20 protein-coding genes are annotated in these 26913 nt (G+C 54.9%); 6 read left to right on the top strand and 14 right to left on the bottom strand.

Annotation, left to right across the window (positions count from 1 at the left end; all coding sequences use genetic code 11):
- Positions 1-2: 2 nt before the first annotated feature.
- On the bottom strand, positions 3-3074 hold the full coding sequence (locus tag SH467x_RS11340) for a PSD1 and planctomycete cytochrome C domain-containing protein (RefSeq protein ID WP_482367233.1): 3072 nt from the start codon (positions 3072-3074) through the stop codon (positions 3-5).
- A gap of 211 nt (positions 3075-3285) precedes the next feature.
- On the opposite strand from SH467x_RS11340, the gene SH467x_RS11335 reads away from it, so the two are divergent.
- Positions 3286-4716, top strand: coding sequence for a N,N-dimethylformamidase beta subunit family domain-containing protein (locus tag SH467x_RS11335; RefSeq protein WP_482367232.1), 1431 nt, complete (start codon positions 3286-3288; stop codon positions 4714-4716).
- Positions 4717-4744: 28 nt separating this feature from the next.
- On the opposite strand, the gene SH467x_RS11330 is transcribed toward SH467x_RS11335, so the two are convergent.
- From SH467x_RS11330 to SH467x_RS11310, 5 genes are all read right to left on the bottom strand, one after another.
- A complete protein-coding gene (locus tag SH467x_RS11330; RefSeq protein ID WP_482367231.1) occupies positions 4745-6034 on the bottom strand; it encodes a hypothetical protein in 1290 nt (429 codons plus the stop codon).
- A 17-nt stretch (positions 6035-6051) separates the two neighbouring features.
- A complete protein-coding gene (locus tag SH467x_RS11325) occupies positions 6052-6993 on the bottom strand; it encodes a diguanylate cyclase (RefSeq protein WP_482367230.1) in 942 nt (313 codons plus the stop codon).
- Positions 6990-8240, bottom strand: coding sequence for a serine/threonine protein kinase (locus tag SH467x_RS11320; protein WP_482367229.1), 1251 nt, complete (start codon positions 8238-8240; stop codon positions 6990-6992). The genes SH467x_RS11325 and SH467x_RS11320 overlap by 4 nt, the downstream gene beginning before the upstream one ends.
- 130 nt (positions 8241-8370) lie before the next feature.
- Positions 8371-9552, bottom strand: a complete 1182-nt coding sequence (locus tag SH467x_RS11315) for a glycosyltransferase family 4 protein (protein ID WP_482367228.1) — start codon at positions 9550-9552, stop codon at positions 8371-8373.
- On the bottom strand, positions 9549-10418 hold the full coding sequence (locus SH467x_RS11310) for a DMT family transporter (protein ID WP_482371363.1): 870 nt from the start codon (positions 10416-10418) through the stop codon (positions 9549-9551). Before SH467x_RS11310 ends, SH467x_RS11315 begins: the two co-directional genes overlap by 4 nt.
- A gap of 273 nt (positions 10419-10691) precedes the next feature.
- On the opposite strand from SH467x_RS11310, the gene SH467x_RS11305 reads away from it, so the two are divergent.
- Together SH467x_RS11305 and SH467x_RS11300 are read left to right on the top strand one after the other, a co-directional pair.
- On the top strand, positions 10692-11228 hold the full coding sequence (locus SH467x_RS11305; RefSeq protein ID WP_482367227.1) for a MaoC family dehydratase: 537 nt from the start codon (positions 10692-10694) through the stop codon (positions 11226-11228).
- Positions 11229-11232: 4 nt separating this feature from the next.
- Positions 11233-12042: a M90 family metallopeptidase gene (locus tag SH467x_RS11300; protein WP_482367226.1), complete on the top strand. Its 810-nt coding sequence runs from the start codon at positions 11233-11235 to the stop codon at positions 12040-12042.
- Positions 12043-12212: 170 nt separating this feature from the next.
- On the opposite strand, the gene SH467x_RS11295 is transcribed toward SH467x_RS11300, so the two are convergent.
- The 6 genes from SH467x_RS11295 to SH467x_RS11270 form a co-directional block, all read right to left on the bottom strand.
- The gene (locus tag SH467x_RS11295; RefSeq protein ID WP_482367225.1) at positions 12213-12551 is read right to left on the bottom strand and encodes a hypothetical protein; all 339 of its coding nucleotides are present in this window, start codon (positions 12549-12551) and stop codon (positions 12213-12215) included.
- A 138-nt stretch (positions 12552-12689) separates the two neighbouring features.
- A complete protein-coding gene (locus SH467x_RS11290; protein WP_482367224.1) occupies positions 12690-13094 on the bottom strand; it encodes a hypothetical protein in 405 nt (134 codons plus the stop codon).
- Positions 13095-13399: 305 nt separating this feature from the next.
- A complete protein-coding gene (locus SH467x_RS11285) occupies positions 13400-16222 on the bottom strand; it encodes a VWA domain-containing protein (RefSeq protein ID WP_482367223.1) in 2823 nt (940 codons plus the stop codon).
- 7 nt (positions 16223-16229) lie between these two features.
- A complete protein-coding gene (locus SH467x_RS11280; RefSeq protein WP_482367222.1) occupies positions 16230-18635 on the bottom strand; it encodes a BatA domain-containing protein in 2406 nt (801 codons plus the stop codon).
- Positions 18636-18639: 4 nt separating this feature from the next.
- Positions 18640-19542 (bottom strand): DUF58 domain-containing protein, encoded by a 903-nt coding sequence (locus SH467x_RS11275; RefSeq protein ID WP_482367221.1) that lies wholly within the window; start codon positions 19540-19542, stop codon positions 18640-18642.
- Entirely contained in the window at positions 19511-20557 is a 1047-nt protein-coding gene (locus SH467x_RS11270) for an AAA family ATPase (RefSeq protein ID WP_482367220.1), read from the bottom strand. The genes SH467x_RS11275 and SH467x_RS11270 overlap by 32 nt, the downstream gene beginning before the upstream one ends.
- A 226-nt stretch (positions 20558-20783) precedes the next feature.
- Between SH467x_RS11270 and SH467x_RS11265 the strand changes: the two genes are divergently transcribed.
- Genes SH467x_RS11265 through SH467x_RS11255 form a run of 3 tightly spaced genes read left to right on the top strand, consistent with a single transcriptional unit; the run spans position 20784 to position 25091 of the window.
- Positions 20784-21515, top strand: a complete 732-nt coding sequence (locus tag SH467x_RS11265) for an ABC transporter ATP-binding protein (protein ID WP_482367219.1) — start codon at positions 20784-20786, stop codon at positions 21513-21515.
- Positions 21478-23889: an ABC transporter permease gene (locus SH467x_RS11260; protein WP_482367218.1), complete on the top strand. Its 2412-nt coding sequence runs from the start codon at positions 21478-21480 to the stop codon at positions 23887-23889. Before SH467x_RS11265 ends, SH467x_RS11260 begins: the two co-directional genes overlap by 38 nt.
- Positions 23886-25091, top strand: a complete 1206-nt coding sequence (locus SH467x_RS11255) for an efflux RND transporter periplasmic adaptor subunit (RefSeq protein ID WP_482367217.1) — start codon at positions 23886-23888, stop codon at positions 25089-25091. The genes SH467x_RS11260 and SH467x_RS11255 overlap by 4 nt, the downstream gene beginning before the upstream one ends.
- Positions 25092-25279: 188 nt before the next feature.
- Here SH467x_RS11255 and SH467x_RS11250 read toward each other — a convergent pair whose 3' ends face one another.
- Positions 25280-25666 carry a hypothetical protein gene (locus tag SH467x_RS11250; RefSeq protein WP_482367216.1) on the bottom strand — a complete coding sequence of 129 codons (387 nt, stop codon included), beginning with the start codon at positions 25664-25666 and terminating at the stop codon, positions 25280-25282.
- A 20-nt stretch (positions 25667-25686) separates the two neighbouring features.
- The gene (locus tag SH467x_RS11245) at positions 25687-26874 is read right to left on the bottom strand and encodes an acetate/propionate family kinase (RefSeq protein WP_482367215.1); all 1188 of its coding nucleotides are present in this window, start codon (positions 26872-26874) and stop codon (positions 25687-25689) included.
- Between the last annotated feature and the right edge of the window lie 39 nt (positions 26875-26913).

Genomic DNA, 26913 nt, shown 5'->3' with positions numbered 1-26913 from the left:
ACCTAATTCTTCGTAATAGTTTCATCGAGATTGAGAAGGACCCGGCTGACGACAGTCCAAGCCGCGGCGTCTTGCGGGGTTGTGTTGGGTGGAAGAGCCGGAGCGATAGCGGCATCACCCGTGGCGATCTCCTTCGCATTGATCCACCCGTCGGCTAACCGTTTCCGTTGCGATTCCAACAACTGTTCGACGACGCGAGACTCTTCGCTCGACGGAAGACGTGAAATGCAAAGCAAGAAAGCGCGCTCGATTCTCTGGCGATCACTCTCCCCCCCCTCGCGTAGAATTCGCAATGCGAGGGCTCTGGCCGCTTCGACAAATATCGTTTCATTGAGTCCTGTGAGTGCCGCCAAAGGCGTATTGGATCGAACACGTCGGGCGCAGGATAAATCGCCATTGGGCGCGTCAAGCGTTGACGCTACCGGGTCCGGCATGGATCGCTTGCGGAACCCATACACCGTACGTCGGTATCGCTCTGGACCCTCTGCAGCCTTCCAATAGCTAGGGTAAGTGTAGTTGTAGTCGAGTACGCTCTGTGGAACGGGTGGAATCACGCTAGGGCCACCCATCTTGTTATGGATCAATCCCGATACACTGAGTGCGATATCCCTTACCACTTCTGCATCGGCCCGAAATCGCGGTCCACGAGCAAGCCATCGATTGCGTGGGTCGTCCTCTCTCGCGGGTCCGCTTCCCTTTGAAGATCGCTGGTACGTCTCGCTCAAGATGATCTGTCGAATCAGCTTCTTGTGGCTCCAGCCATGTTCCATAAAGTCGACGGCGAGCCAATCGAGAAGGTCGCGGTATTCCGGTAAAGGAGCCCGCACTCCGAAGTCATCGGGGGTCTCCAATAACCCTTCGCCGAACAAGGCCTGCCACACTCGGTTGACCGCGACGCGTGCAGCGAATGGGGACTCAGGCGCGACAAGCCACTTGGCAAAGCCCAGTCGATTGTTCGGTTCCCCCTTTGGAAAAGGATGAAACGCAGCAGGAACATGGGGCTCGATCGGCACGGTGGGCTGATCCCAATTACCCCGGTCCAAGATTTTGGTGATTCGCGGATCTCTGGATGGCCGTTCATGCAGGTGAAGAATCGATGTGGCTGCGACTGGGAATTTCTTCCAAAGCGATTCCACTTCCCCGTTCAACTCACTCCATTCCGGTAATGTTTTCGCCCAAGTGCGAAAGACCACCGACTTCTCGACATCGTTCCATTCCCGATCTTGGACGAGCATCGCCTGCTGCGCGGCATAATCGATCGGTGCAACCGTTGGTTCGGCAGCATCGGTCAAACTCCAACGGCAGCAGCCCACCATGTCGGACATGCGCATCGCAATCTTGATCTCCGTCCCTGCCGTCAAGTCAATCGGGGTCTCCAATCGCATCACCGCAACCGAGGGCTGATTCCGTCTACCAACACCGCGGTCTGCCGTCCACGTGGTGTCGTCGGTTCCGTCGACCAAATAGGTCACCGGGCCGGTCGCCTTCTTTCCATCCGCACTCTTCTGCTCGTCGTTAGAAAAATCAGCGACGGGCTGAACGAGTTTGTGTTTGACCCATTCCTTTCCATCCGCCGCTTTGGTGAAGAGCTCGATTTCATGGATGCCCCATGTCCCAAGCTTGCTCCGCCCGGGCCCCGCATGCGGGAAATCCAAATGGGTAAGCAATTCGATTCGCAAACCCGTGATCTTTTGAGCCTCTGGTTTGGACACAAAAAATATGTCGCCGCTGGTATGGCCTTTCATCAAGATCGAGTGATCGGGTTCTTGGGTGGGATGGTTCAATCCGCTTATGCTCTCCAATTGATGAAAGCTAGGGAAACGCCAGGCCGCTTGCTTTGAGACCCAATCCTCACGCCATTGCCCCAGTTCCGTTTGCCAAGCGGGATGTTTTTCACGCACCTTGGCATCGATCTCGTCGAGTTTTTGCTTGATGTTCGCTATTTCTTCCTGTTGCTCCTCGGTATAGACCCACGATTGTGCTTCGTAGGAATTGTTCAAGTAGGCGAACATTCCAAAGTATTCATGGTGGGTGATCGGATCGAATTTATGTGTATGGCATTGGGCGCACTGAGTCGTTAATCCGAGGATCGACTTCCCCACGCAATCGATTCGATCGAACATTTCCACCATACGGAATTGCTCGGGAACAATCGCCCCTTCTTCGTTGATCATGCTATTGCGCAAGAATCCGGTCGCGATCATCTGGGTTTGCGTTGGATTCGGAAGCAGGTCGCCTGCAATCTGCTCGATCACAAAGCGATCGTAAGGCATATCCCGATTGAAGGCATCGATGACCCAATCGCGATACATCCACTGCTCGCGTTGCAAATCCTTTTCGTAGCCATTGGTATCGGAGTATCGAGCCAAGTCCAGCCACAATCGCCCCCACTTCTCCCCGAATCGTTCGCTCTGCAGGAGCTTGTCCACGGTCGATTCCAACGGACTTTTAACAGCTTCGTCTAGCTCTTCGGGGCTTGGGGGCAGCCCGATGAGATCCAAATAGACTCGGCGAACCAACTCTTCCTTGGATGCCTGGGGAGCTGCAACTAAGTTCTTCGATCGAAGTTGATGGTTTACGAAGGAATCGATGGGACCTTCGTCTGGTTTGCCAGGTAGAGGCTTTTTGGTCGGCGGGGTGAATGACCAATGGGACGCGTAGGGTGCACCTTGTCGAATCCATTCTTTCAGCTTGGCAACACCATTGGCGCTGACCGGTTTCTTCTCGCTCGGGGGAGGCATGACTTCGTCGGGGTCCGTCGATAGGATGCGTCGGAGAATTTCGCTCTGATCAACATCCTCCAACGCGATCGCGTGTTTCCCGGAGTCACCTCCTCGCAGGGCATCATCGCGTTGATCCAGACGCAAGCCACCTTGCCGGGATGCTTCATCCACTCCGTGGCAATGGGTGCAATGCTCGGCCAAGAGAGGGGCGATGTCCTTTTGGTAGTCAACCTCTGCGGCACTTGCTTCTTGGCCCTTGGCACCCTCCTGGCCATACGCATCATCCCAGCCACACAGGAAAGGAAGCAGGACCAGAACAAACGGAAGTGGACGGGTATTCGAACCAAACATGGTCGTGGGTCATTCTGCGGGGGGAGGCGAGGAAGGCTCTGTTATCCTAATAGACCTGGGGGTTCGAGGCAATCTTTTCAGGGCCGAAACGGGCGGTACGACGATCCGCGTGCACAGATCAAGCAAAGGCGAGATACAATCAGTCGGAAGATCATTTCCCGCCGCTCGAATCCTTCCCAACCCTTCCCCTCCCCCTTGTAAGGTTCTCGCCATGCTCTATCGCCGTGGGACACACTCTCTCTTCGCAATGGTCGCATGCATTATCGTCGTGCAAGCTGCATTCGTTCAGCCTAGTTTTGCCGATCAAGCCGAGCCGCGAACGCCTTATCTCTTCGCGTATCCTAATTCTCTGAGCGTGAAGCCGGGGGAAAGCATTTCGTTGCACCTTTCTTCGAGCGAGTCCACGTCCAAGATTGCGATTCATCGACTGGGTGCGACCGACGAACTCGTGCACGTGGTGGAGGAGGTCGCCATGCAGCGGCATGCCATTCCAGACCGAGCATCGTCCCACGGGTGTGGCTGGCCAGCCTCCCACACGATCACGATTCCAAACGAATGGCGGTCGGGTTATTACCGCGTCACGCTGACGGCTCCCATTCTTCAGACTCCGGAGAAGCCGATCCAAACGAGTTGCTTCTTTGTCGTTCGAGCGGCTCAACCTGGCGCAACGAGCAAGATTCTTATGCAGTTTGCCACGAATACCTACAACGCCTACACCAATTGGGGTGGCCATAGTTTGTACGCGTATCACGACCGCGATGGTCTTCAGGGACATCGCGTTTCCTTTGCTCGCCCTATTCAATCGCAGTTCGAGAATTGGGAGGGTCCCTTTGTCCGTTGGGCCGAAACAAATGGATACACCTTGGAGTTCGCCACGAATGCCGATCTCGAAAGCCATCCTGAAATATTGCAACAGTACAAGTTGGTATTAAGTGTTGGGCATGACGAGTATTGGTCTTCTCTGATGCGCGATCACCTCGAGGCATTCATTGGGAAAGGTGGCAACGTCGCATTCTTCAGCGGCAATACATGTTGCTGGCAAGTCCGAAGTGAAGAGGACGGTCAAGCGTTGACGTGCTGGAAACAGTGGTACAACGTGGACCCGCTCTATCGAACAGACAAGGAACGATTGCTCAGCACCCTCTGGAGTCATCACTTAGTCCAACGCCCGGAAAACCAACTCACCGGAGTTGGCTTTTTGTGGGGTGGCTATCACAAGAGCCACGGTCAGTGGATGGACGGTCCGGCTTCGTATGAAGTCCACCGCCCGGATCATTGGCTCTTTGCGGGAACCGGCTTAGCGAAGGGGGCGAGGTTCGGTGGCAAGGACACGATCGTCGGTTACGAATGCGATGGCTGTGAGATGGAATGGCGCGATGGCCTCCCGTTTCCTACCGGCAGCGACGGCACCCCCAAGGACTTCACCATTCTCGGAACGTGTCCCGCCACTTGGGCGCCCGACGATGCATTCTGGTACGACCGATTCCCTAAGGATCGCGTAGGGGCCGCCGTGTTAGGCACCTACACTCGAGGAGGAACGGTCATTACCACAGGAAGCACCGATTGGTCGCACGGGCTCAAGGGCAAGGATCCTACGGTCGAGCAGATCACCAAGAATGTACTCGATCGACTCGGCAAGTAGCTGGCACATTGCCATTGAATCGCAGCGTTTATTCGTCTTCGTCAGACTCTTCGTCAGATTCCTCGGAATCCTCTTCGGAATCTTCCTCCTCCGACGCCATCTCTCCGTCTTCGGTGGTGTCGCTTTCCTCGGTATCTGTGGAGGTGAAGTCAATGGCGAGGAATTCTTCAAGACCTCGGTATGGAATGGGGAGGATTCCCAGTTTTCGCGCATCCCCGACATGAATCACGCGATAGTCCACCTCGGATTCAAACTGCTTGGCATGATCCAGGATATGTTTTGTCCCGACAGCCAAGGCTTGTACAAAGCTCGGCCATGAATACTCGTCTTGGCAATCTTCCGAGACCGCATTCGCGAGGCCCTCCGGAACTTCCTCCGGCCAATCTAACGATTCACCCATCAAGGTCGTTTCCAAGCCCAACAACTTCGATCGAGCAGGATCGAGATAGACTCCGACATAGCAATGGCCAGGAACAAGAATCAGCACTGCGTCGATATCAATCTTCCGAAGCATCGACACCATCAAGACCGAACCATCCACACAATTCGCTTGCTGATTATTGATGGTTTGCTCAAGCAGTCGAATGTTTTGACTCGCAACTTCGTCCGATTCGGCAACTGTCGTTGTCACGCTGCTGTAACGCACATCCCGAGCGACCAGCAGATCCCAAATGGCATAGGTTTGCCGGATGACTTCATCCTCCGAGATCTGGTACCCGGTGAACTTGTCCACCACGCCGATATCCAATGCTTCTCGCAGTAGTTTATCAAGAAATGGATGCTGCTCATTCACATACGCCGCGATGGTTGGACTCGTATCCAATCCTTCCTCTCCGGCCGCAACCCGGATAGGACAATCGTTGACGGATCGAAACGTGAGTGTGGACGATTGCTCTTCGGCTACGGAATCACCGAGTTTGACGGTGAAGGTGACGGTTGCCGGAGTCGCTTGATCGCATTGGCTCAATCGATCGAAGCGATACTTGATCTTCGGAAATACCGAATAGGTCTCCCCCTTGTTGGGCAGAACGCCAATGAAGTGACTGGTTTGCATGAAGTCCTCGCATTCAATCGTCACTTGGATGGGCGTATTCTTGCGAGGTGCAGTGACTTCGACGCCGAGAAGACCGTTAGGGTCCCCCAAGTGATCATCGCCGGTCTCAAAGATCGCAGTCTTGGAAGCGGCAGAGGCGATCAAGTAGGACGGAAAGAGCTGGGAGTCCCATCCGGCGATTGCCGTAAAGTCGGCGTGCAGTTTTCCATGCAGACCGAGGACGCCCAAGCAGGCGAGAGCAATCGAACAGACATATCTTTTCATAGTTTCACCCGGGAAATTCAAATGGATTCTTGAATAGAAGCTTGAAAGCGGACAGGGGATGGTGCAGCGCTACGCACGCAAACTTGATCGCGGCCATTTTCTTTGGCGCAATAGAGCTGCTCGTCCGCTTGCTGAATAAGGGTTGCAGAGTCGCAGGGTTCGATGGCGTGGTAGCAAGCGACACCGACACTGACCGTTACGGGAATCTCCATCGATTCAAAATCAACGGGAGATGCCGCGACGGCAGCTCGGATACGCTCCCCGACTGCAGCTGCCTGCTCCTCATCGGCGGGCACACAGAGGAGTGCAAACTCCTCGCCTCCATAGCGAGCGAGTATCTCGCCAGATCGCAGCACCGATCGCGCGCGTCGCGCGAACTCGCATAGCACCTGATCCCCTGCAAGGTGACCGTATTGGTCATTGATCGATTTAAAACGGTCCAGATCGAGCAGTAGCAATGCAAACGACTGAATGCCTCGTTGCGATTGCTGTAACTCTCGTTCCAGGGAGTCGAGAAAAAAACGGCGGTTGTAAACTTGGGTCAGCGCATCGGTCGTCATCATCTTGTAGATGACTTCGTGGTATTGAAGCTCGAAGCCTTCCTCGGTGACCAGTTTGAATATTTGATTGCCGAATCGAATACGGTCTCCGGCTTCCAAGGATTTCGATCCGTTTACTCGTTGTTCGTTGACGAATACGCCATTGGTGCTGTTCAGATCATCGACCCAAATCACGGACCCGTCGTACCGAAGTTGGGCATGTCGACGAGATACCGAGTCGTCTTGGAGTGTCAAATCGCATGTGGTGTCTCGCCCGATGATTAAACCAGCGCTCGCAATCTCCGATGGCTTTTCCATCCACTCCATCGGATGAATCTTAACGAGCAAGCCTTTGACGTTTGCACCTGATGGAAGGGGCATTGCCAACGTGTTCGAAATGCGAGTGGACAAAAGGTTCATTCCGAAGACTCCTGCAACGAAGTGTGTGGAAACCCCGACCAAGTGGATTTAGAAGAGTGCGGCTTTACTTTGACGCTTCGAACTTGGCTGCGTACCGTTTGCACACCGCTCGCAGATCGGTTTTCGTCAGAAGTTGACGGTTCCGAGGATTCCGCTTCCGATGTGCCAGTGGAGACCAGTTTTGGAACCATTTGCTGATCGCTCGACTCGACTACACTTTTCGGAGTACCCATGGATGCGAATGCGACCATCGCGAGCCCGAGACCGACTGTGGCTGTGAGCAGTCCCGCGGCGCGAAATCGACTCGTGCCGGAGAGGATATTGTTCGGTTTTGATAGGGCTTCAATCCGTTCTACCACCTCGGCGGCAGAAGTCGGGCGACTCGCGGGTTGTTTGGAGAGCATCCGGCATAGCAGCTCTCGCATCCCCGCCGGAAGTCGTCTCGATTCAGGCGAATTCAACCAAGGAGGTGTGTCCGCCATATGCCCCTTCAACTTGGGCATGAAGCCAGGATACAGTTCATCAGGATAAGGAGTTTTGCCGGAAAGAAGGAAGATCCAAACACATCCCAGGCTGTAGATGTCGCAGGCAGCCGTGACACTATTCGGTGCAGTCGCTTGTTCTGGAGACAGATAGTCGACGGTACCTAGAAACTGCCCATCTTGCGTTGAATTGATCTCGGATTTCGAAATGCGGACAATTCCAAAATCGATGAGTTTGATCAGGGATTGATCGGTCAGGAACAGGTTCGATGGTTTTACATCGCGATGAATGAGGCCTTGCTGATGGGCTGCATGCAATCCTAAAGCAGCTTGACGGATCCATTCCATCGCCTTCGTTGGGTCAACAGGCCCGGATTGTTCGATGTGGTGTTGAAGGTCGAGGCCACTGAGCCATTCGGTCACCACGTATCGATCGCCCAGCCATTCGCCAGCGTCGAGGGCGCGAAGAACGTTGGGGTGATCGATTTGTGCGAGGGATCGATACTCTCGTTCAAATCGCATGGAGGCGTCCGGCGATGCCTTGTCATCCTGCTTCAAAAACTTAATCGCGACGCGTCGATCGAGATGGCGATGATGGGCTTCGTAGACCGTACCCATTCCACCGCCACCGATTTTGTGGCGAATAACAAGGCTTCCGATGCTAGCACCGACCCTTGGATCGCTTGGATTTCCGGATCGGGGAAGTGACGCATCCTCCAGAACCCTGGCTGGCGTTAAGCATCGAGTGGAGGATAGGGGAAGCATCGACAGAGGTTCCGAACAAAATATGCACGTTTGATCCCCGATCGGGAAGCAACGGCATACCGTAGGTTAGACTCCGAGAACGCTGCGTGGAGATGCGAAACAAGACACGGCAAATCCGTCCTGATTCCCGTCAATCTAGGCCGGTTGTACCGGTTGTGCTGGCAAGGATCCGTTGGTAGAGCTCACGAATGGATCGGGTCATCGATTCATGGCGAAATCGCTCCGTGAATCGCCTTCTTCCTTCCTCGCCAAACGCACTTCGATCCGAAGGGGATAACCCTAGAGCACGCATGGCCTCAGCAAGCTGGTTAATGTCCTTGGGCGCGGTGAGATAGCCGGTGATACCTGACAAGACAACTTCGCGGGCACCATCGATATTGAAGCTGATGACAGGCTTGGATGACAACAAGGCTTGGGGTAAGGCACGTGCTAATCCTTCACGAAGGGATGCGTGGACGAGGACATCCATCGCGCTGATCAAGCCCGGGATCTCGGCGGGAGAGACAAGACCGGTGAAGACGAATCGATCGCGCAGACCGGCTGCGTCGATTTGGGATTCGAGCTGCGGGCGGAGCAAGCCATCTCCTACGAACAAGAACTTGGCATTGGGCAATTGGTCTCCGATACGCCGGGCCGCCTCGATGACATATTGATGTCCCTTGAGATGAAACAATCTCGCGATCTTGCCGAAAACAATGTCTTCGTTTGAGAACCCCAAACGTTTTCTCGCATCCTCTCGCATCGCGCCGGATGTTAGGAATGGCTCGACATCCATTCCGCTGTAGATCGTCGTGAACTGGCTTCGATCAGCGACCCTTGCCTCGACCATCAAGTCGGTCATGGCATCGGCGACAGAGATCATATGGTGGCAGCGTTTGGCTGCCCAACGCTCGCATGCGATAAAGAATTTGCGAGCCAAAGAGCTTTGGTAGGGATGGAAAGGTGCTCCGTGCACCGTATGCACGACACAGGGAACGCGGAGTTTCCAGGCAGCCGCGCGCCCCAGCAATCCACCTTTGGCGCTATGTGTGTGAACCACGTCGGGACGCCACGCGTGAATGCTTCGTTTCAGTGCTTGGTATGCTCGCCAATCGTGGTAGGGATGGATGGCGCGAAGGAGCGAGGGAGCGGTTTCGATTTCAATACCCGTAACATCCGATCGGGCTAGCAATTCCCCTTCCGAGCCGAGTGAAGGCCCCGTTAGCAATCGCACTTGATCGCCATGGTGGTGGGCCAAATCTAGACAATTGAAGAGCGTATTCTCTTGGGCGCCCCCGACGATCATGCGTGTGATGATATGCAGTACTCTCATACGCTCGCGTTCCTCGCCGGTTTGCGAATGGTGACGTAGCGGGTGATGAGACCGAGGAGAATAAGTCCTGCGCCCACCCAAGTCCACCAGCCGGGTGGCACGTAGTCTGGGTCTCCGAAACGCGTCCAATGCACCCAGATAGGAAGCAGGATCGGCTCCAACAAGGTGATAAGCGCCGCGATATGGCTCGGAGTCGACTTCAATCCATGCGCGAACAGGAAGTAAGGCAGGCCCATTTGAAAAATCCCCAACGCTGCCAAGACGAGCCATAACGTTCCGGTCGGCAGTGACGATCCGAACCAGAACACAAACGGGGCAACCAAGATCGCCGTCACGATATGGTTGACCGCGATCAACCATGCAGGATCCTCCTTAGGCATGGAGCGTATGCTGAGGATAACGCCAGCATACGTCACTCCCGACAGGATCCCTAATAGGGAGGTCCACCACGGATATGTCTTCTGTCCTGCGCTGGGAAGGTTCTCCATGACGAGGATGAACAAAACCCCAGCAGTACAGAATCCCAGCATGATCCAATCGCGCAGCGCAGGCCGATCTCCGAAGATCCAAATTGCTCCCAATACGACCCAACTCGGAGCTAGGTTTTGAAGCCAGATTGTGTTGGCGGGAGATCCGACGACCACTGCCGTTAAGAACGTCAGGTTCATGGCCGCGAAGCAGCATGCCATCGGAATCATCTTCGCGTTCCAACCGATGCGTCGCGCGAGCGGAAGGAGCAGGCAAAGGGCGAAGACAGCTCGCCAAAAAGCGATGGCTAAACCTCGCGTTTCCTGGGGCCAAACCTTCAATTGGGGGACTTGGGTGAAGAATCCGCTCAAACTCCAAAGGAACGCTGCAGCGACCACGAGAAGCAATCCGCCCCATCGTGGAGCACCGGTTTTGGTATCAGTAATCGAGTTGCTCCTGTCATGTCCCTGGGGCCCGTGCGGTCCCCGTTCTGTTGGCCATCGCGGACCGTATTCTGCACAATCTGCGGAAACTTCACGGATTGTAAGGGATCTGATACTTTTAGCTAGGATTTCCTTTCTATCGATTCCTTTTCCGGGGTTGCGAAAATGGCGAGCCCCACTGACAATTCCATGCTATCGGAGATTCGGGCTGCACGGTCAAGGATAGCTATGAAAGAAACATTGCCTCTCGGGTTTGAAGATCTGCAATTGGGCGATCGTTGGGTTAGCGGTGATCGGGTTATCCAGGAAGAGGATATCCAACAGTTCGCTGACTTGACCGGCGACCAAGATCCGCTTCACACCGACCCAGTCTTCGCAGCCAACGGCCCCTTTGGAAAGCCGATCGCGCATGGGCTCCTTGGCATTTCGTTCTTGGCAGGCCTAAGTTCAAAGGCCCCTTCGGTTCAGACCAGCGCTTTTGTCGGAATACGATCTTGGTCCTTCACCAAACCGGTGTACGCAGGGGATCGAGTCCACGTCATCACCGAGATCATCGACCTAAAGCCGCATGGCAGACGGCATGGCGAAGTCCACTGGTACAGGCAGCTGATCAACCAAGATGGACAAAAGGTTCAAGAGGGGATCCTCGTGACCTTGGTCTCGCGGCGAGCTCCTTTAGCCCTGCAGCGTCATCGCATCGGCGAACTGAGCCAGTCGCAACCAACTCCTACCGAACCGGCGGTGCCCGAGTCGGTTCATCTCTGATTCCATGGTATTCCAGTGGCTGGCATTCCAATGGCTCTTTGGTGGGCGTCGACGCATCACGCAGGCGCCCATCACCCAAGACGAGAGGGAGCTTCTCCGGCTCTCGCTTTGGCAATCCGTACATCTCCCTGATGAATCGCGAGACAAGCTGATTCGCTGGTGCCGCGTCTTCATCCGAGAAAAAAACTGGGAAGGCTGCAACGGGCTTACCGTCACTCCTGAAATCCAATGGAGCATTGCCTCCGCAGCGGGCTTGATGGTTCTCCATTACGATGGCTGGTACTTCGATCGCACCCAAACGGTGTTGGTTTACCCCGCACCCTATGTGGCGAGGGAGGAGGGGCACTCGAGCTTATTGAATACCACGATTCCGGCCATCATGGGTGAGTTCCCGAGAGCGGGACAGACGATTTACCGCGGGCCTGTCGTAGTCAATTGGCAAGACATTCAAGACGATCGGCGCAGTGGAGATAGCGGCGATCATTTGGTGATCCATGAATTCGCCCACCAACTCGATTTGATCAACAGCCCTTTCGCGGATGGATTGCCACCGCTCCCAGACGAGATCGATGAAGATCGCTGGCGCCAACAGATGACCGGCGAGTTCGAGGAGGCGCGCCGGCTCGTCGAGCGCGGGTACGATGTGCTCATCGATGATTACGGACTAACGTCTGAAAGCGAGTTCTTTGCCGTGGCGAGCGAACACTATTTTCAGATTCCACACGAGCTCGCGGAATTCCATCCTGGAGTCTACAAATTGCTCCAGCAGTTCTATCGAATCGATTTGCGTGGCTTCATCCCCATCGCCCACTAAAGAACAATTGCCAACGCGCAAGATTCGATGGCGTAACATTAGGCTGCTTCAAGTCCAATCGGAAGTCTGGCGTCAAGAGGGTAAGAGATGGGTGCTGGAAGACCAAGGAGCTTTGGCGTCTTTATCGTTTTAATCGCCGATCGGAGAAGGCGTATTGATCTTGGCTGTGTTTAAAAGCTCCGGATGAGGCGAAACGCGGCGTCGGGAGCTGTGGCTTCGGGTTGGAAGAGAATGCCATACCCGAATTGGATCATAAGATGATCTTTCCACTCATAGTGAACTTGAGGCATGAGCCTCAGTTCGCTTTCTCCTCGCAGGTTGACGCTTAAGTAGAGTCTCGCGAAAAGCTGACGAACCGTCTCGGATTCGTCGCCGCTCAAACGCGGTGTTGCCAGCTCCAGCCGACAGACTCGGGAATAGTATTGCCGGCTCCTTGCGCGGTTGCCAATCCGGAGAACATTCCGGATGCGCATCAACCTGTCAGCCCAAGTCGTACTGCTCTCAGCCATTTGTGGATTCCTTGGATAGCGTATGACATACAAATGTCGACTCCCTATCGGATCTCACGCTCTGACTGATGGTTTTCCAAATTTATCGAGCGGGGAGCCAATGCTCCACCCGCATTTTTCACTCCCAACGGTTCTTGTCTATCGACCGATGTAAAGCGAGAACCCACGATTGCTTCCGCCACCCCACGATGCCCCTGGTGGGTACCCGCCAACGCCGTAGCCACCCCAAGGCAATGAGGGAGAGACCCGGTAGGAGCGATAGGTATAGGGATACGAATAAGTATTGACACCAAAATTGGGTCGATACGAGTAGGTGTTGACACCGTAGCTGGGTCGATACGAGTAGTAGCCGTAGCTCGGAGTCACAACGGTCGGACGGTACGCGCGATAGCTAGGACCGTAATAGGTGCGCGGCCCAGAGTAATATCCGAGTCGACTACGACCTTGATATCCGCCCGCTTCGGCTGTCGATGCCCCAACAGCCATCACCGAGCCTGCTGCCACCGCAGCCAACCCCAATTGTCGAATCCATTTGGTAAACATGCTTTCACCTATTTCTCATAATCGTTTGCGATGCGACTCGTCACGCGATCGCCGCATCCTATCTCTTTCTTCTTGCGTGCATCTCTAATGAACTACAAATGCCATGCCAAAGACGAACTCTTGCCTGGTTTTTTTGGACAATGGTTCAAGTTCTAAGCAATTGAAGAATGGGAAAGGCCGTCGAGGGTGCGTTGCCCCGCGATTCGATCTACCCCGCATCGTGTCGGTGGTGGATCAACCAGCACTCGAGATCCCAGTAAGTGCTGTCATTTTGATTCCAGTCGGTATCAATCTGAAATCGTTGGCTACGCGAGCTTGCTCATCCGACGGATAAGCCACTCGAGAGACAAGCAGCCGACGATCCAAGCCATGAGGATTCCCATCCAACGCTGTTGAAAGTCTCGATCGGGGGTCCCGGGCAAGAAATTGGTCTGGTCCCTCGATTCGATTGAATCCACAAGCCCCTTTTCGCTGGCTGTCGCGGTTCCGTTTAATCCATCGACGCCAATCCAATACTTGCCGCCGGTTCTGCTCGCGAGTTCGGTCAAAACGGGATCGTTTCGCTGGGGTCGTTGAATCTCGATCGCCGGCACACGTACGGTGAGTTGCTGCGTTAGGAGAACTTGTTCGGCCAATCCTCCCACCGGCAATTGCACCTCGTAATTTCCCGTTGTCTTCGCGAAGAACTGTCCAACATAGACGCCCGGTTGCGAGGGGTCGGGAATGGGAGTTAGTGGCAATGGAGTGGAGCGCCCGTTCGGATCGATCAGCCGCGCGTTGGCTTCCGCAATCACCAACGGCTGGAACTGGGCATCCCGAAGCACGGCCCGCACCATGACTTGCTCACCGACAATGGCCTGCTCCTTGTCCAGAAGCAAGATGCCTCGATCGGAGTCTCGAAGCAATCGGCCTTGAGCTGCCCAGCGAACGAGTTTTGTGTAGTAGGTATCGAAGTACTCTTCGCCGAGATCACGCAACCGCCAGAACTCTCCGCTCCCTTGAAACGAGACGCGACCAGCCCCATAGAACTGGGTGGCCAAGTAGATAGGGAGCGTTGCGTTGACCGAAGTCTCGGGATCGGCGAAGTTAGCGATCGGAGTCGCCCCTGGCTTGGGCTCGTAGCAAGCATAGTAGCTATAGACGCCCGCGAAATCCTCCCAAGCTTTCTTGCTGGTCTCCAACGTTTTACCGATCTGCATAAAGTCACTTTGCAGTGCGTCATTGGTCAGTTGAAGCGGCCAAGCTGTCTCGGATTCGAAACGTCCCATGGATACCATTCGAGCTCCGCGTGAATCCAGAATAACAGGAGACAGATTGCGAATGACCTCCGCTTTGGGGTTACCGTTGCCCGAATCGCCTGCCCATTTGGGGGTCGCGACCGAGCCAGCGATCAAGGCGAGCCCTCCCGCCTGTTCGCTCACCCATTTCTCAAGTACATCGATCTGTTCTTTGTCGAGGTCCATCCAAGCAGCATCGAATGCGATCACGCAATCGTATTGGCTCATTTCCGCGCGCGTTCGAGGAAACTCCGTCAAGAGCTTTTGGGACTCTTGCGAAACCCCTGGTCCACCCGTTTGCAAATAAACGTGCGACTGCATGGTCGGGTCGCGATAGAGGAGATTTCGGACGAATTGGTACTCGCGCGTGGGTCCGCCCGCCATCACCAGCACGGTCGCCTTCGGCTCGACCACACGTACCTCGCGTTCCATAGCATTGTCGAGAGGATTGGTATCCTGGGACGCAGGAACTGTTTTGACTTCGTAAATCCAAGGCCCTACTTCGCGAGGCATGACATCGAAGACCACGCTCGTAATCGCATCGTCTCCTCCCAACGTGACCACGCGCTCTTCGTCGATCGTCATGGTATCGGATTGTTGTCCACCTGCCCGTCGCCGAAGCTGTAGCGAGACTTGTTTCCCTTCGAGCCCGGATGCTTGTACGAGCGCATTGAGTCGAAAGCGATCTCCAGGAAAGACCCGCTTGGGGCTCTCGACATCCAAGACTCGAACGTTGACCGGATTCTTGTCCGTCCCCAATCCGATGGTGTGAATAGGAATTCCTTGAACTGCGGCTTCTGCTACGGTGGTAAGCGGATCTAGCCCCGCATTGCTTCGTCCGTCGGTGAGCAAAACGATGCCAGCCAATGGCGAGCCGCGTTCTTGTTCGAGGACCGCATGGATGGCATCGCCAATCCTCGACTCGGAGCCGGTGGCAGCCAGAACCGACTCCCAAGCGACTTGCTCCGGTGTAGTGGGCTGTAATTCGCTCGCAAGCTCGCCATTCTTCGTTGCACTTCGAGGTTCCTCCTGGGGATCCTCATCGGCATTCTCGAACGTTGGCGGTTGTGAACTCCATAGCGACTGCCACGCGATGCCATCCGCTCGGAGAATAGAAGTCGAGATCAAAACAAAACCGGCGATCAATCCGATCAACGCACCCATGAGCACATAGGGAATCGCAGGGCTGGCGTTGCCCCGAACGCGAAGAACTAGGCTTACTAAAAGAACGGCGACCGACACACCGAGTAGCAGCGTCCCTCCCCATGCTCCCCAGCGGGCCGATTGCCACACTGCGAGCCGATTGTCGACACTACCTTTGTCCGTCGGTCTGGGCTTTAAGAAATTGGCGATGGCTGTTGGGCGAGTGCTTTGATCGAACCGATAGACGGCGACATCGTGCTTTTCCTGAAACTGTTTCAAGACCGGCGACGTCTGAAAGAGCTTTTGTACAGCTGCAATTCGGCTAGCGGCCGGATCGATCACATCCGCGACCCCTTCGCGTTCCTGCTGTGGCATGGTCATACTGAGCGAAGTATCGACGAGCACAGCCAGTTTGGAAGCGCGCGTGATCTGTTTCTCCGTCCGTTTTTGCAGATCGAAAAAGAAGACCAGAATCCCGATAATAGCCAGAACACGCAGCGCCAAAAGTGACCAGCCGATTCCTTTGGGCAACTCCTTCCAATCGCGACGGTACCAAAACACTACATAGCTAAAAATCAACAACAGAATGCACCCGAGTCCAAACCAATGGAGCCATTGGTCCATTTGTTCGACGCGCATCCACTGGTAGAAGACGCGAGAGTCTTCTTGAGCTATCAACCAAGGAAACACGGGATCGACGAGGTGCATGCGTTCGCTATTTCGAAGGGAGATGGTACGAGGCGCTCCAAGCCAGCCACTGCTCGAAGAGGAGCAGCATTAAAAGCATGACCATAAGAAGCATGTTGCGATTAGCAAATCCAGCGAGAGTGGTCGTCGCACCGACAGCATCCACCGACTTGTAGCTGAAAGGGATACCAGCAAGCTCTCGATTGAGATCTGGACTGGCAATCTTTTCAAATGCCCCTTCCAGCGGCGATACGTTTCTCGCCATGTTCCGAACCACTCGATCCCCCTGAGTCGATGTCCCCCACCACTCGTAAACACCGGCGTTTAGGATCGCGCGAATCGACTCCTCGGTTTCTCCACTTCGGCTAGAGTCGATGACAGCAGCCAGAGAGGATTCACCCGCCGGTGCCGCGTTGATACTCAAGACAGGTCGAAGGGTCGAACCGGCCAACGGAGGACAGATAATTTGTATTTCCGGGAGCATCTCCTGCGATGAGAAATCCCATCGCATGGGAGTTCCAGCCACCTTGGATGTGTCCATCCCACGAAAGGAAGAGAGGTATCCGACCATCTTCAACGCGGCGACGACAAACGTCGGGTCTTGCGGCCAGTTCGTCCACTGTCGGTCCAGAGCGGTCATGGTGAACAGGACTCGCCCATTGCCGACAGAATGGTCGATCATCAGGGGCTTTTGATTCCGCAGCGCCAGGACGGTTTTCCAGGTTTTGGTAGCCAACTCGCTTCCTCGTTCGGAGGAGGCAAACAGCGAATCATCGAGATCGACGAACCGGTCGACGCGAACAAACTGGAATGGAGAATTGCTCAATCCCAACAAAGGCTCGAAAATGGGATGCTGTTCGGCAATCATATCGGGAACGCCCGCATCGCTGGACCGAGCGAGAGTCGCCATGCCGAGGATCTGGAATGGCATAAGAGGAGTCGAAACCGGTGCTCCTATAGGGGCTTTGGTCCACCCCGCGTTGTATCTCGCATAGTCTGCATCGGTCATGAGCTCACCGAAGAAGACCGCCAAGCCTCCCCCTCGCGAGACGTACGCGTGCAGGTTCTCTAAAGCGCGACCGTCCAATCCTGGAACCGCTTGCATGAGAATACACGCGTAACCGTCCAGTGCCGAAGGATCTGCGTCCCGCAAGAACTCCGGCCCTTCGCGGCTCATCAACAATCCGGTTTTTGCCGTCCCACCTGGGTCCAAGGCCGACTCGATGAAGAAGGAGTGCTTCCCCGTTGGATCCCCATCGATGAGCAAGACTCGCAAGCCATCCTGCAGATCCAAAACGCAGTGGGCTCGGTTATCGGCTTGCAACGGATCGGGGGGCAATTGGGCCTCGACGACATGCGAACCGCTTTTCGGGAACAGAACCTGTGTGTGCCTGGTTACCGATTCACCCGGCTCGATTCGGTCGATAAGCAAAGGAGGTAGCTCGGTGGTCAAACCGGAGTAAGGAGCGGTCGGCTTCAGCTCCAAGTCACTTCCGCTGTAGTCGGTTGCCAACACGCGAACTGTCACGTTTCGAGCCGGCGAAACACCTTCGTTCCGAACCGTGATATTGATCAGGGCGGGGACGCCCGCGACCAGAACCTCCTGCTGAGGCGTGATGGAGGCGATCGTCAAGTTGTCGTGCCGGACCGGGGAGCAGTCGATGAGCTGCAATTCCGACTCCCCTTTAGGCAACGCGAGGAGCTGTTGCTGAAGATTCGCATTATTCTGCCAATCCTTGATCCGGTAATCGCTTAGGACATACAAGACCGCTTTCTCGCCTACCGATTGCTCCATGACCGGTCTCAATAATGCGATCGCCTCATGGAGAGGGGCATCGATGGCGCTCGGCTGCGTTCCGATCAAACGGGAGAGCATGCTCGATGGGTCGGATGGGACCGATCTTGCTAGAAGATCCGCGACCGAGTCAGCGGAGACAAGCGGTTTCGGCTCCCCTTGTTCCGAATCGCTGGCAGCTGGCTGCTTGCCAGATTGCGCCGCGAAGGCCCGCGAGGCGCGAACCACGCTTACCAGGTGGTTTCCTTCTCGCGAAGGAGCCGCATTGAGAATGGTTTGGATAGCCCCGAGCGCTGACTGGTAGGCATTTCCCCCCGACCCGGTGTCTCCCATCGACGCGGAATCGTCCAGAACAAAGTAATGATGGGTCGTCGATTGACTTACCCAGGACAACCACTTCGAGCCGCTCACCCATTGGGCTAGCATCGCGACCGCAATGGCGACCGCCAGCATGCGAGAAGCGATTAGCAACGCTTGCTTGAGCCACACCCAACGCCGATGCTTGCGATAGCTTTCCAGCAGGAACTCCATCGCAGCCCACTCGGTCCGCCGGTGGCGAACCATATTGATGAGGTGGATGAGGAGCGGCACCAGGACTAGCAAGAATCCCCAAGCCAATGGTTGAAATAAGAACTGCATCGACCTACCTCTTCCTCATATGCGCCATGCGAGACGAAAGGTAAGCCGTCAGCGCCGCATCGATATGCTTGCTGGTTCGGATCAACTGATAATCGACTTGGTAGCTGGCACATGCGTGCCGGATTCGATCCAAGAATCGCTGCAGCGCTTCCATGTACCCGTCGCGGAGCGCGCGGGGATTGCATGTCAAATGATCCATCGATTCCATTCCTTCGAATCGCGTCGGATCGTTGAAGGGAAAGTCCAGTTCGTCATCGTCCATAATGTGAAAGACCAAAATATCGTGCCCCGCCTTTCGAAGCTGCGCTAATCCTTTGAGGGCATCCTGCTCCACGCCGAGGAAATCGGTGATCAGGATCATGAGTGATCGCTTGGGATACGTATCGTTGATCTCCCGAAACACGCCTGCCAAATTGGTTTTATCCTTCGGCGCAACCTGTTGTAATGATTTGAAAATACTTTGGAGGTGGATGCGGCTCGATCGCCAAGGCAACTTCGTTCGGATCTTTTCATCGAACACCGACAGTCCAACCGAATCTTGCTGTCGAAGCGTGAGATAGGCTAGGCAGGCGGCAATGGTGGCACCGTAATCGAATTTGTTCAGCGCACCGCGACCATATTGCATGCTCTTCGAAGCATCGACGAGGAGGGTGCACCGGAGATTGGTGTCCTCCTCGTATTGTTTGATGTAGAGACGATCCTGCCGCCCGAACACTTTCCAGTCGATGTGTCGCAGATCGTCCCCCGGGGCGTATTGCCGGTGCTGAACGAACTCAACGGATTGACCGAAGTACGGACTGCGATGCATACCCGACAGGAAGCCCTCCACAATGTTTCGGGCTCGAAGCTCCATCGAGTGGATGCGTCGGATCGCTTCAGGATGCAAGTATTCTTTGGAATCGGGCATCTCGCAGCAATTCGTCTTGAGCCGTGGGCGTAACAGAAATAATTTTGTCGATTACCGCGTCGCTGGTGATCCCGTCGCTTTCCGCAGCAAAGTTCACCACCATGCGGTGACGCAACACGGGCTTTGCACAGAATTGGATATCGGCCGTGTCGACGTACGATCGACCCAACATGGCCGCCCGAGCTTTCGCTCCCAAGATCAAGAATTGAACGGCACGAGGACCGGCCCCCCAAGCGACTTGCTCACGAACGAAGTCAGGGACTCCGTCCTGACCAACGCGTGTTTGCCGAACAATCGCGAGCGCGTAGCGAATGACATTCTCGCTAACCTCGATGCCCCGAATGAATTCCTGAAGTGCCAAGATTTCTTCGCCTGACAGAACCGACTCGATCGTCGATTTCGTTCTTCCCGTGGTACGCCGCGCCACCTCGAATTCGTCGGCGAACGAAGGATAGGAAACATGCACCTTGAACATGAACCGGTCCTGCTGGGCTTCGGGAAGTGGATACGTTCCCTCCTGCTCGATCGGGTTTTGCGTTGCGAGCACAAAGAAGGGATCGGAGAGTTGGTGCCGCACGCGTCCGACCGTGATCTGACGCTCCTGCATGGCTTCCAACAAAGCAGCCTGCGTTTTCGGTGGAGTTCGATTGATCTCGTCGGCGAGAACCACATTCGCGAAGAGGGGACCTTCCATGAAGCGGCGTTCGCGGGACCCAGTCGATTTGTTCTCTTCGATGATCTCCGTCCCGGTGATGTCGGCGGGCATCAAATCCGGGGTGAACTGGATTCGACTAAACGACAAATTCATCGTCTGCGCGAGCGAACTGATCATCAACGTCTTCGCCAGACCGGGTACCCCCTCCAGCAAACAATGCCCTCGGGCAAAGATGCTGATCAGCAATTGTTCGACGACATCCGTTTGTCCAACGATCGTGCGAGAGAGTTGGTCAAGAATCTGCTCACGGGCCTTTTGCAGTCTTTCCAAGTCCGCGCGAGCGGAATCTTCATGGGTCATACCAAACTTTCATCGTTTCAAGGAATCAATCCGTTTTCTCACCGACAAGACCGCTTCTATTCTTCCTTAACAAGGATCGTTGCCAAGCACTTCGAAGGGTCGATTCCGTCACATTGTAGCAAATCCGGTCCGTTCGACGACGAGAAAGTCCCCAGCCCATGGTTGCCAGATCCCATACCGATTCGTTCGCCTGCAGGCGATGGCAGAACCAGCTAGAATGACGGCTATGGATTCAAGCTTGCTCGATATGGAATCGGATGTGGTGTTTCGCGTACGGGGCGTGACGAAGGTCTACCCGATGGGAGAGGTTTCGGTTCAAGCGCTTCGCGGGGTCGACCTCGATCTGTTTGCTGGAGAATTCGTAGTAATCCTCGGTGCATCGGGGAGCGGGAAATCGACCTTGCTCAACATTCTTGGAGGGCTCGATGTTCCGACCGCTGGGAGCGTCCACTTTCGCGATCATGATCTCACCCGATCGGACGAAGGGGAAAGAACCCTCTTTCGCCGGGACCATGTTGGATTTGTGTTCCAGTTCTATAATTTGATCGCCGGCCTGACCGCATTCGAAAACGTTGCTTTGGTCGCCGACATCGCGAGGAACCCGCTCCCCCCGATCGAGGCATTGCGATTGGTGGGATTGGAAGAACGAAGGGATCATTACCCGTCTCAACTTTCCGGAGGAGAACAGCAGCGTATTGCCATCGCGAGGGCCATCGGCAAACGCCCCGATGTATTGCTTTGCGACGAACCGACCGGAGCCCTCGATGTCCGAACCGGTGTGATCGTTTTGGAAGCGATCGCGAACGTCAATCGCCAGCTTGGTACGCTCACGGTGGTCATCACGCACAACGCATCGATCGCTCAGATGGCCGACCGCGTCATCTCAATGACCGACGGACGTATCTCGGCCATCGAGAGGAATGCGAACCAGATTCCAGCCTCCCAGTTGGTCTGGTGATTCGATGCGTTACCTGGACCGAATGCTTTGGTACGATTTGAGAAGACTCTGGCGACAAGAGTTTGCGATTGCGATTCTGGTCGCTTGTGGAACCGCCATCTTCATTATGGCGACCAGTTCGACCCTCTCGGTCGAGACAAGCCAAAAACGTTACTACACGACCTACCGTTTCGCAGATCTATTCGCCGGTCTAACCCGAGCGCCGATGTCGATGCGAGATCGAATCGAAGAGATCGAGGGGGTTGCTAAGGCGCAGTGCCGCATCGAACATGCCGCGCTGATCGATATACCGACGATGGTCGAACCGGTTTCCTGCCGCCTCGTCTCCATCGACCGTGATGCTGCATCCGACTTGAACGGGATCTGCCTCCGATTGGGACGACTCCCCGCACCGGAACAGGAAAAAGAAATTGTCGCGAGCGAGCTTTTCGCCACCGTTCATGGATTGGTGCCGGGAGACTCCATCGATGTCACGATGGATGGACGCCGGGACACGCTTCGCGTGGTTGGTATCGGTATGTCGCCAGAGTACGTGTACGCCGTGCAACCCGGATTGCTCCTCTCCGACAATCGACGCTTTGGCATTCTTTGGATGTCGCGCAAAGCCATGGAGGGGGCGTTCAACATGGAAGGGGCATTCAACAGCGTCGCCATTCGTCTGGAAGCCTTCGCCTCGGAGAAACAAGTTCTTTTCGAACTCGATCGTTTGCTAAAGCCGTTTGGTTCGTGGGGGGCATACACGCGCGAAGATCAATCTTCCCATCGGCGACTCTCCGATGAAATGCATCAGATGAGAGCCATGGCGTATGTTCCACCCTCGATCTTCCTCGCTGTCTCCTCCTTTCTCGTCAATTTGGTCCTCTCTCGATTGGTGCATCAGCAAAAGGACCAGATTGCTGCCCTTCGCGCATTTGGGTTTACCCAATGGGAATTAGCGGTCCACTATGCCAAGCTTATGCTCGTACCGGTCTTGATCGGCTGTACCCTCGGGACGATCGTTGGGATCCGAACCTCTTGGTGGATGGTGGATATCTATGCCATTTTCTTCCGCTTTCCCTCGATGGAGTATCGCATCGCCTACACGGAAGCCATTCTCGCCATCCTCGTTTCGGTGCTAGCAGCCATTCTCGGTGGTGCGAATGCGATCCGCATGGTCATCAAGCTTCAGCCGGCCGAAGCGATGAGACCTGACACACCGAAAGCGTATGGAAAGCTGCTTGTCGATCGCATGGGACTGGGCTGGTCCATGTCGACCATGACCCGCATGATTCTTCGCAGGTTGACTGGGAATCCAGGCACGACCGCCCTCTCCGTATTGGGAATCGCGATGGGGGTCGCTGTGCTCGTACTCGGATCCTTCATGCGCGATACGATCGAGTTTGTACTCGAGGTGCAGTTTGGTCGATCGCAGCGTCAAGACGTCATGCTCACCTTCAACGATACCCTATCGGCCGACTCGCTCTACGATGTGTCCCATCTCCCTGGTGTGCATCGCGTCGAACCTTTTCGGAGCGTCGCGGTCAAAGTTCGAAATGGAACGGCCCAGCATCGCCTCTCCCTCATGGGGCTAGCCCCTGAACCCTATCTCTACCGCGTTCTCGATGCCGACAATCGCCCTGTATCGTTTCCACCCAACGGCGGTGTGACGATCACGGAGAAACTCGCGGAGATCCTCCATGTACGGCGCGGCGAGTCGATCGATATCGAAATACTGGACGGGAAAGGTATTATCGTGCGTACCACGGTCTCCCATATATTCACCAATTACACCGACCCGGCCTGTTACATGAATCGGACAGACCTGCATCGGCTTCTCAAAGAAGGGGAACAGCTTTCTGGCGCGTTTCTCGCCGTCGCCCCCGAATCGATGAACGATCTCTATCGTGCAGTGAAAGAGGTCCCGAAAGTCGCAGGAGTTCTCGACATCCAAGCCGCTGAGAAGAACTTCCGCGAGCTCGTAACCGAGCATACGAAGATCATGCGATTGATGAATTCCCTCTTCGGTTCCTTGATCGCCGTCGGTGTCATTTATAACGCAGCCCTGATTGCGCTCGCTGAAAGCGGACGAGATCTAGCAACTCTTCGAGTCATCGGATTTTCCCATCGCGAAGTTTCGCTCATCTTGATTGGAGAATTGGCAGGCCTCACTCTCATGGCAATTCCTGTCGGATTGCCGATCGGAATCTTATTCTCCTACTTCGCAACTTTGGCACTCGATACTGAAACACATCGATTCCCATTGGTCATCCATCGATCGACATTTGCCTATGCGGCGACGATTATCCTTATCGCTTCTTCGATTTCGGCATGGGTCGTGAGCCGCATGCTTCGCCGAATGGAGCTTGTATCCGTATTGAAAGTAAAAGTCTCTTGAAACGACTTCGTGAAAAACTGCCTTGGCTTTTCGCTGCAGCCATCCTTCTCGCGCTGTTGGTCTATGGGTACTGGCCGAGACCCGTTCTAGTCGATCTTGCGATTGTCGAGCGAGGCAGTATTGCGATCACCGTCGACGACGACGGTGAAACACGCATTCGAGAACGCTATCGGATTGCGGCACCAGTGACTGGCAAGTTGCTGCGATTGACTTTGCATGCCGGGGATTTGGTACACCGAGACGCAACGGAGTTGGTGCAGATTCTGCCACAGGATCCCGCATTGCTCGACGCGAGAACGGTCGCAGAAAGCGAAGCCCGTTTGGCTGCAATGGAAGCGGCGATTGAAGAATCGCAGTCGTCTTTGGCAAGCGCCGAGTCGAATCTGAAGTTAGCCGAAGAAGCGTATCAGCGCGCAGTTTCTTTGCACCAAACGAGATCGATCGCGACATCGGAGTTTGAAGAAGCGGAGCATGCCAACCGAGCAGCGCAAGCCAATTTGCGATCCGCCAAGTTTCGGTCGCTTGTGCGAAACTATGAACGAGATATGGCGAAAGCGGCGCTGCTCAAGATCTCTAGCTTTAGCGAGAATCCGCCCGATCTCCCGTTCAAGATTGTTTCACCGATCGATGGTGCTGTGCTGCGTGTCTTTCAAGAAGACTCGAACGTCGTGACCGCAGGAACCCCGATTTTGGAAATTGGAGACCCGCGTGATCTGGAGTTGCAAATTGACGTTTTGTCGAACTATGCAGTCGCGATCGAGCCCGGTGCTGCAGTAACGATTGAACATTGGGGTGGCCCCAAGCCGCTGCATGCGAAAGTGCGTGTAGTAGAGCCTTCTGCGTTTCTCAAAGTCTCGGCCCTCGGTGTGGAGGAGAAGCGAGTTCGAGTCATTGCCGATTTCATGGAACCTTGGGAAGAACGACAAACCCTCGGAGACGGCTATCGGATCGAAGCTCGCATCGTTCTACAAGAAACCGACGCCGAATCTTTGTACGTCCCTGCGGGCGCTGTGTTTGAACTCGCGGGCCGTCGATATGTGTTTCGCAGTCGGGCCAACCGAGCGGAACGAGTCGAAGTTGCCATTGGGGATTCGAATGGAAGGCAGACCGAGATCCGCTCCGGTTTGGAGGAGGGGGATCGAATTATCCTGCATCCTCCGGACACGTTACGAGAAGGGGACAGTGTCGAAGCCGCTCCGTAGTACCCTTCGCAGCACCGCTCTCTGATCGGGGTCTCTAGGCCCAATAGTCAGCGCAACGATGGATCATCAGTTCTCGAGTGCTACAACCGAAGCACTTTACCGGCACTGGGCAGGGAACAGGTTTAGAACAGTAATCGTCGCGACACCATTTTTTGATGCAGTCTGGAACGCAAATACCACACTTCACGTCATGGACAACGTCCTGGCTCTTGTTCGATCAAATCGCCAAAAGTGATACCCTTGATCGGATCAGACCCCTGCGAGTCTTGCTTCATCCCTAAGTTGGTTAAGTTGTTCGCTAACGACCGCCCGATAAGGAACTCCATCGAGAGATAATAGACTTGCTTCGGGTTTGCTGTGTCATGGCTCCGCGTAGTCTCTATCCAGCGTTTTGCGAACAAGTCTCGCAGTGCAGTAGAAAACGCCTCAAATCGATCTCGAGGGGTAGCTTCGTTGGGATCGATGACGTGGTCTAAAACGAGTCGCCGTTCAACGAGTGCATCCTCCAGGCCAGTGAACTCCAGGGATCTATCGCCGAAGGTTTTCGGGTGTTGAAGAATATCTTCGATGTTCATGGTTCACATCCCTAACTCTTTCAGTTCTGTTCGCAATCTTGAAGGACGCGTCGAGTATGCTCTGCGATCAATAACTCTTCATTGGTTTCGATCACCCAAATCGAAACTTTGCTCTCTTTATCATTCAGCTGGCAAAAGCAGCCTTTGTTTGCATCTTCATCTAAAATGACGCCTAGCCAATTTGCATCTCGGCAAACTCGCGAGCGAATGAGATCGGCATTCTCCCCGATGCCTCCGGTGAATACCAATGCGTCAAGGCCCCCGAGGGTTGCCACCAGCGATCCAATTTCACGACCGATTCGGTAAACAAATAGGTCAACCGCTTCCGCCGCATTGGGATCCGCACTTGCCAAAAGGGTTCGCATATCACTCGACAGCCCCGAAACTCCTAGCAACCCAGAGTCATGATAAATGAGGTCTGCAATGGCCGTCGCATCCATACCATGATTCGTCATGAGATAAAGTAGGACTCCTGGGTCGATCGAACCAACACGAGTTCCCATCACCAAACCATCCACCGGAGTGAAACTCATGGTTGTGGCGACGCTTTTGCCCCCTCGCAGAGCGCACAGACTGGCACCATTTCCGAGATGGGCGACAATCGTGCGATTCAAGGCTGCGTGCGGAGCAAGAGTTGGTAACACCGAAGCGATATACTCGTATGAAAGTCCGTGGAATCCATACCTCAGGACCCCCTGCTCGGTGTATCGCCTCGGAAGACCGAACCATTGGGCTACGGGTGGCTGTGTTCGATGAAAAGCTGTGTCGAAACAGGCTACCTGCGCCAAAGCTGGCGATTTCATCTTAAGGGCTTTGATCGCGGCCAAGTTATGAGGTTGATGCAAGGGCGCGAGCGGAACAAGTTGCTCGAGCTCGTGGAGCATTGGCTCTGTAACGCGAACAGGCGCAACAAAATGCGGTCCACCGTGAACCACACGATGCCCTACCCCTACCAAACAGATGTTAGTCGATTGCTCTTTCAGGCGCTCGAGAATAAGCCCGAGCGACTGTGCATGGTCAAAGAGAGAGTCACCGTGGATATCGCTCGCTTCCACCAGATCGCCGGAACCTGATCGAAGCACCCATTTCGGGGCGGTTCCAATTCCGGAAACCTTCCCTCGGACGATTAGTTCGAGATCGCTGCTACGAAAGACGGAAAACTTTAGGCTCGAAGAGCCAGCGTTCAATACAAGTAGCGTCTCAATCACGGAGGTACCTCAATCCGATTGTCGACCAAGCCCATCCAT

The sequence above is a fragment of the Brakhagea slesvicensis genome, assembly GCF_052161625.1.
GTDB lineage: Bacteria > Planctomycetota > Planctomycetia > Pirellulales > Pirellulaceae > JBKCUI01.
The sequence above is the reverse complement of the archived record's forward strand: the minus strand, read 5'-3'. Positions and strand labels throughout refer to the sequence as shown.

Bases quoted from the DNA above. Each gene is read 5' to 3' on its own strand.
- SH467x_RS11330 (WP_482367231.1), bottom strand. From the start codon at position 6,034: ATGAAAAGATATGTCTGTTCGATTGCTCTCGCCTGCTTGGGCGTCCTC.
- SH467x_RS11265 (WP_482367219.1), top strand. From the start codon at position 20,784: ATGGATTCAAGCTTGCTCGATATGGAATCGGATGTGGTGTTTCGCGTA.
- SH467x_RS11260 (WP_482367218.1), top strand. From the start codon at position 21,478: ATGCGAACCAGATTCCAGCCTCCCAGTTGGTCTGGTGATTCGATGCGT.
- SH467x_RS11270 (WP_482367220.1), bottom strand. From the start codon at position 20,557: ATGACCCATGAAGATTCCGCTCGCGCGGACTTGGAAAGACTGCAAAAG.
- SH467x_RS11325 (WP_482367230.1), bottom strand. From the start codon at position 6,993: ATGAACCTTTTGTCCACTCGCATTTCGAACACGTTGGCAATGCCCCTT.
- SH467x_RS11285 (WP_482367223.1), bottom strand. From the start codon at position 16,222: ATGCACCTCGTCGATCCCGTGTTTCCTTGGTTGATAGCTCAAGAAGAC.
- SH467x_RS11320 (WP_482367229.1), bottom strand. From the start codon at position 8,240: ATGCTTCCCCTATCCTCCACTCGATGCTTAACGCCAGCCAGGGTTCTG.
- SH467x_RS11250 (WP_482367216.1), bottom strand. From the start codon at position 25,666: ATGAACATCGAAGATATTCTTCAACACCCGAAAACCTTCGGCGATAGA.
- SH467x_RS11305 (WP_482367227.1), top strand. From the start codon at position 10,692: ATGAAAGAAACATTGCCTCTCGGGTTTGAAGATCTGCAATTGGGCGAT.
- SH467x_RS11315 (WP_482367228.1), bottom strand. From the start codon at position 9,552: ATGAGAGTACTGCATATCATCACACGCATGATCGTCGGGGGCGCCCAA.
- SH467x_RS11290 (WP_482367224.1), bottom strand. From the start codon at position 13,094: ATGTTTACCAAATGGATTCGACAATTGGGGTTGGCTGCGGTGGCAGCA.
- SH467x_RS11335 (WP_482367232.1), top strand. From the start codon at position 3,286: ATGCTCTATCGCCGTGGGACACACTCTCTCTTCGCAATGGTCGCATGC.
- SH467x_RS11295 (WP_482367225.1), bottom strand. From the start codon at position 12,551: ATGGCTGAGAGCAGTACGACTTGGGCTGACAGGTTGATGCGCATCCGG.
- SH467x_RS11300 (WP_482367226.1), top strand. From the start codon at position 11,233: ATGGTATTCCAGTGGCTGGCATTCCAATGGCTCTTTGGTGGGCGTCGA.
- SH467x_RS11340 (WP_482367233.1), bottom strand. From the start codon at position 3,074: ATGTTTGGTTCGAATACCCGTCCACTTCCGTTTGTTCTGGTCCTGCTT.
- SH467x_RS11280 (WP_482367222.1), bottom strand. From the start codon at position 18,635: ATGCAGTTCTTATTTCAACCATTGGCTTGGGGATTCTTGCTAGTCCTG.
- SH467x_RS11275 (WP_482367221.1), bottom strand. From the start codon at position 19,542: ATGCCCGATTCCAAAGAATACTTGCATCCTGAAGCGATCCGACGCATC.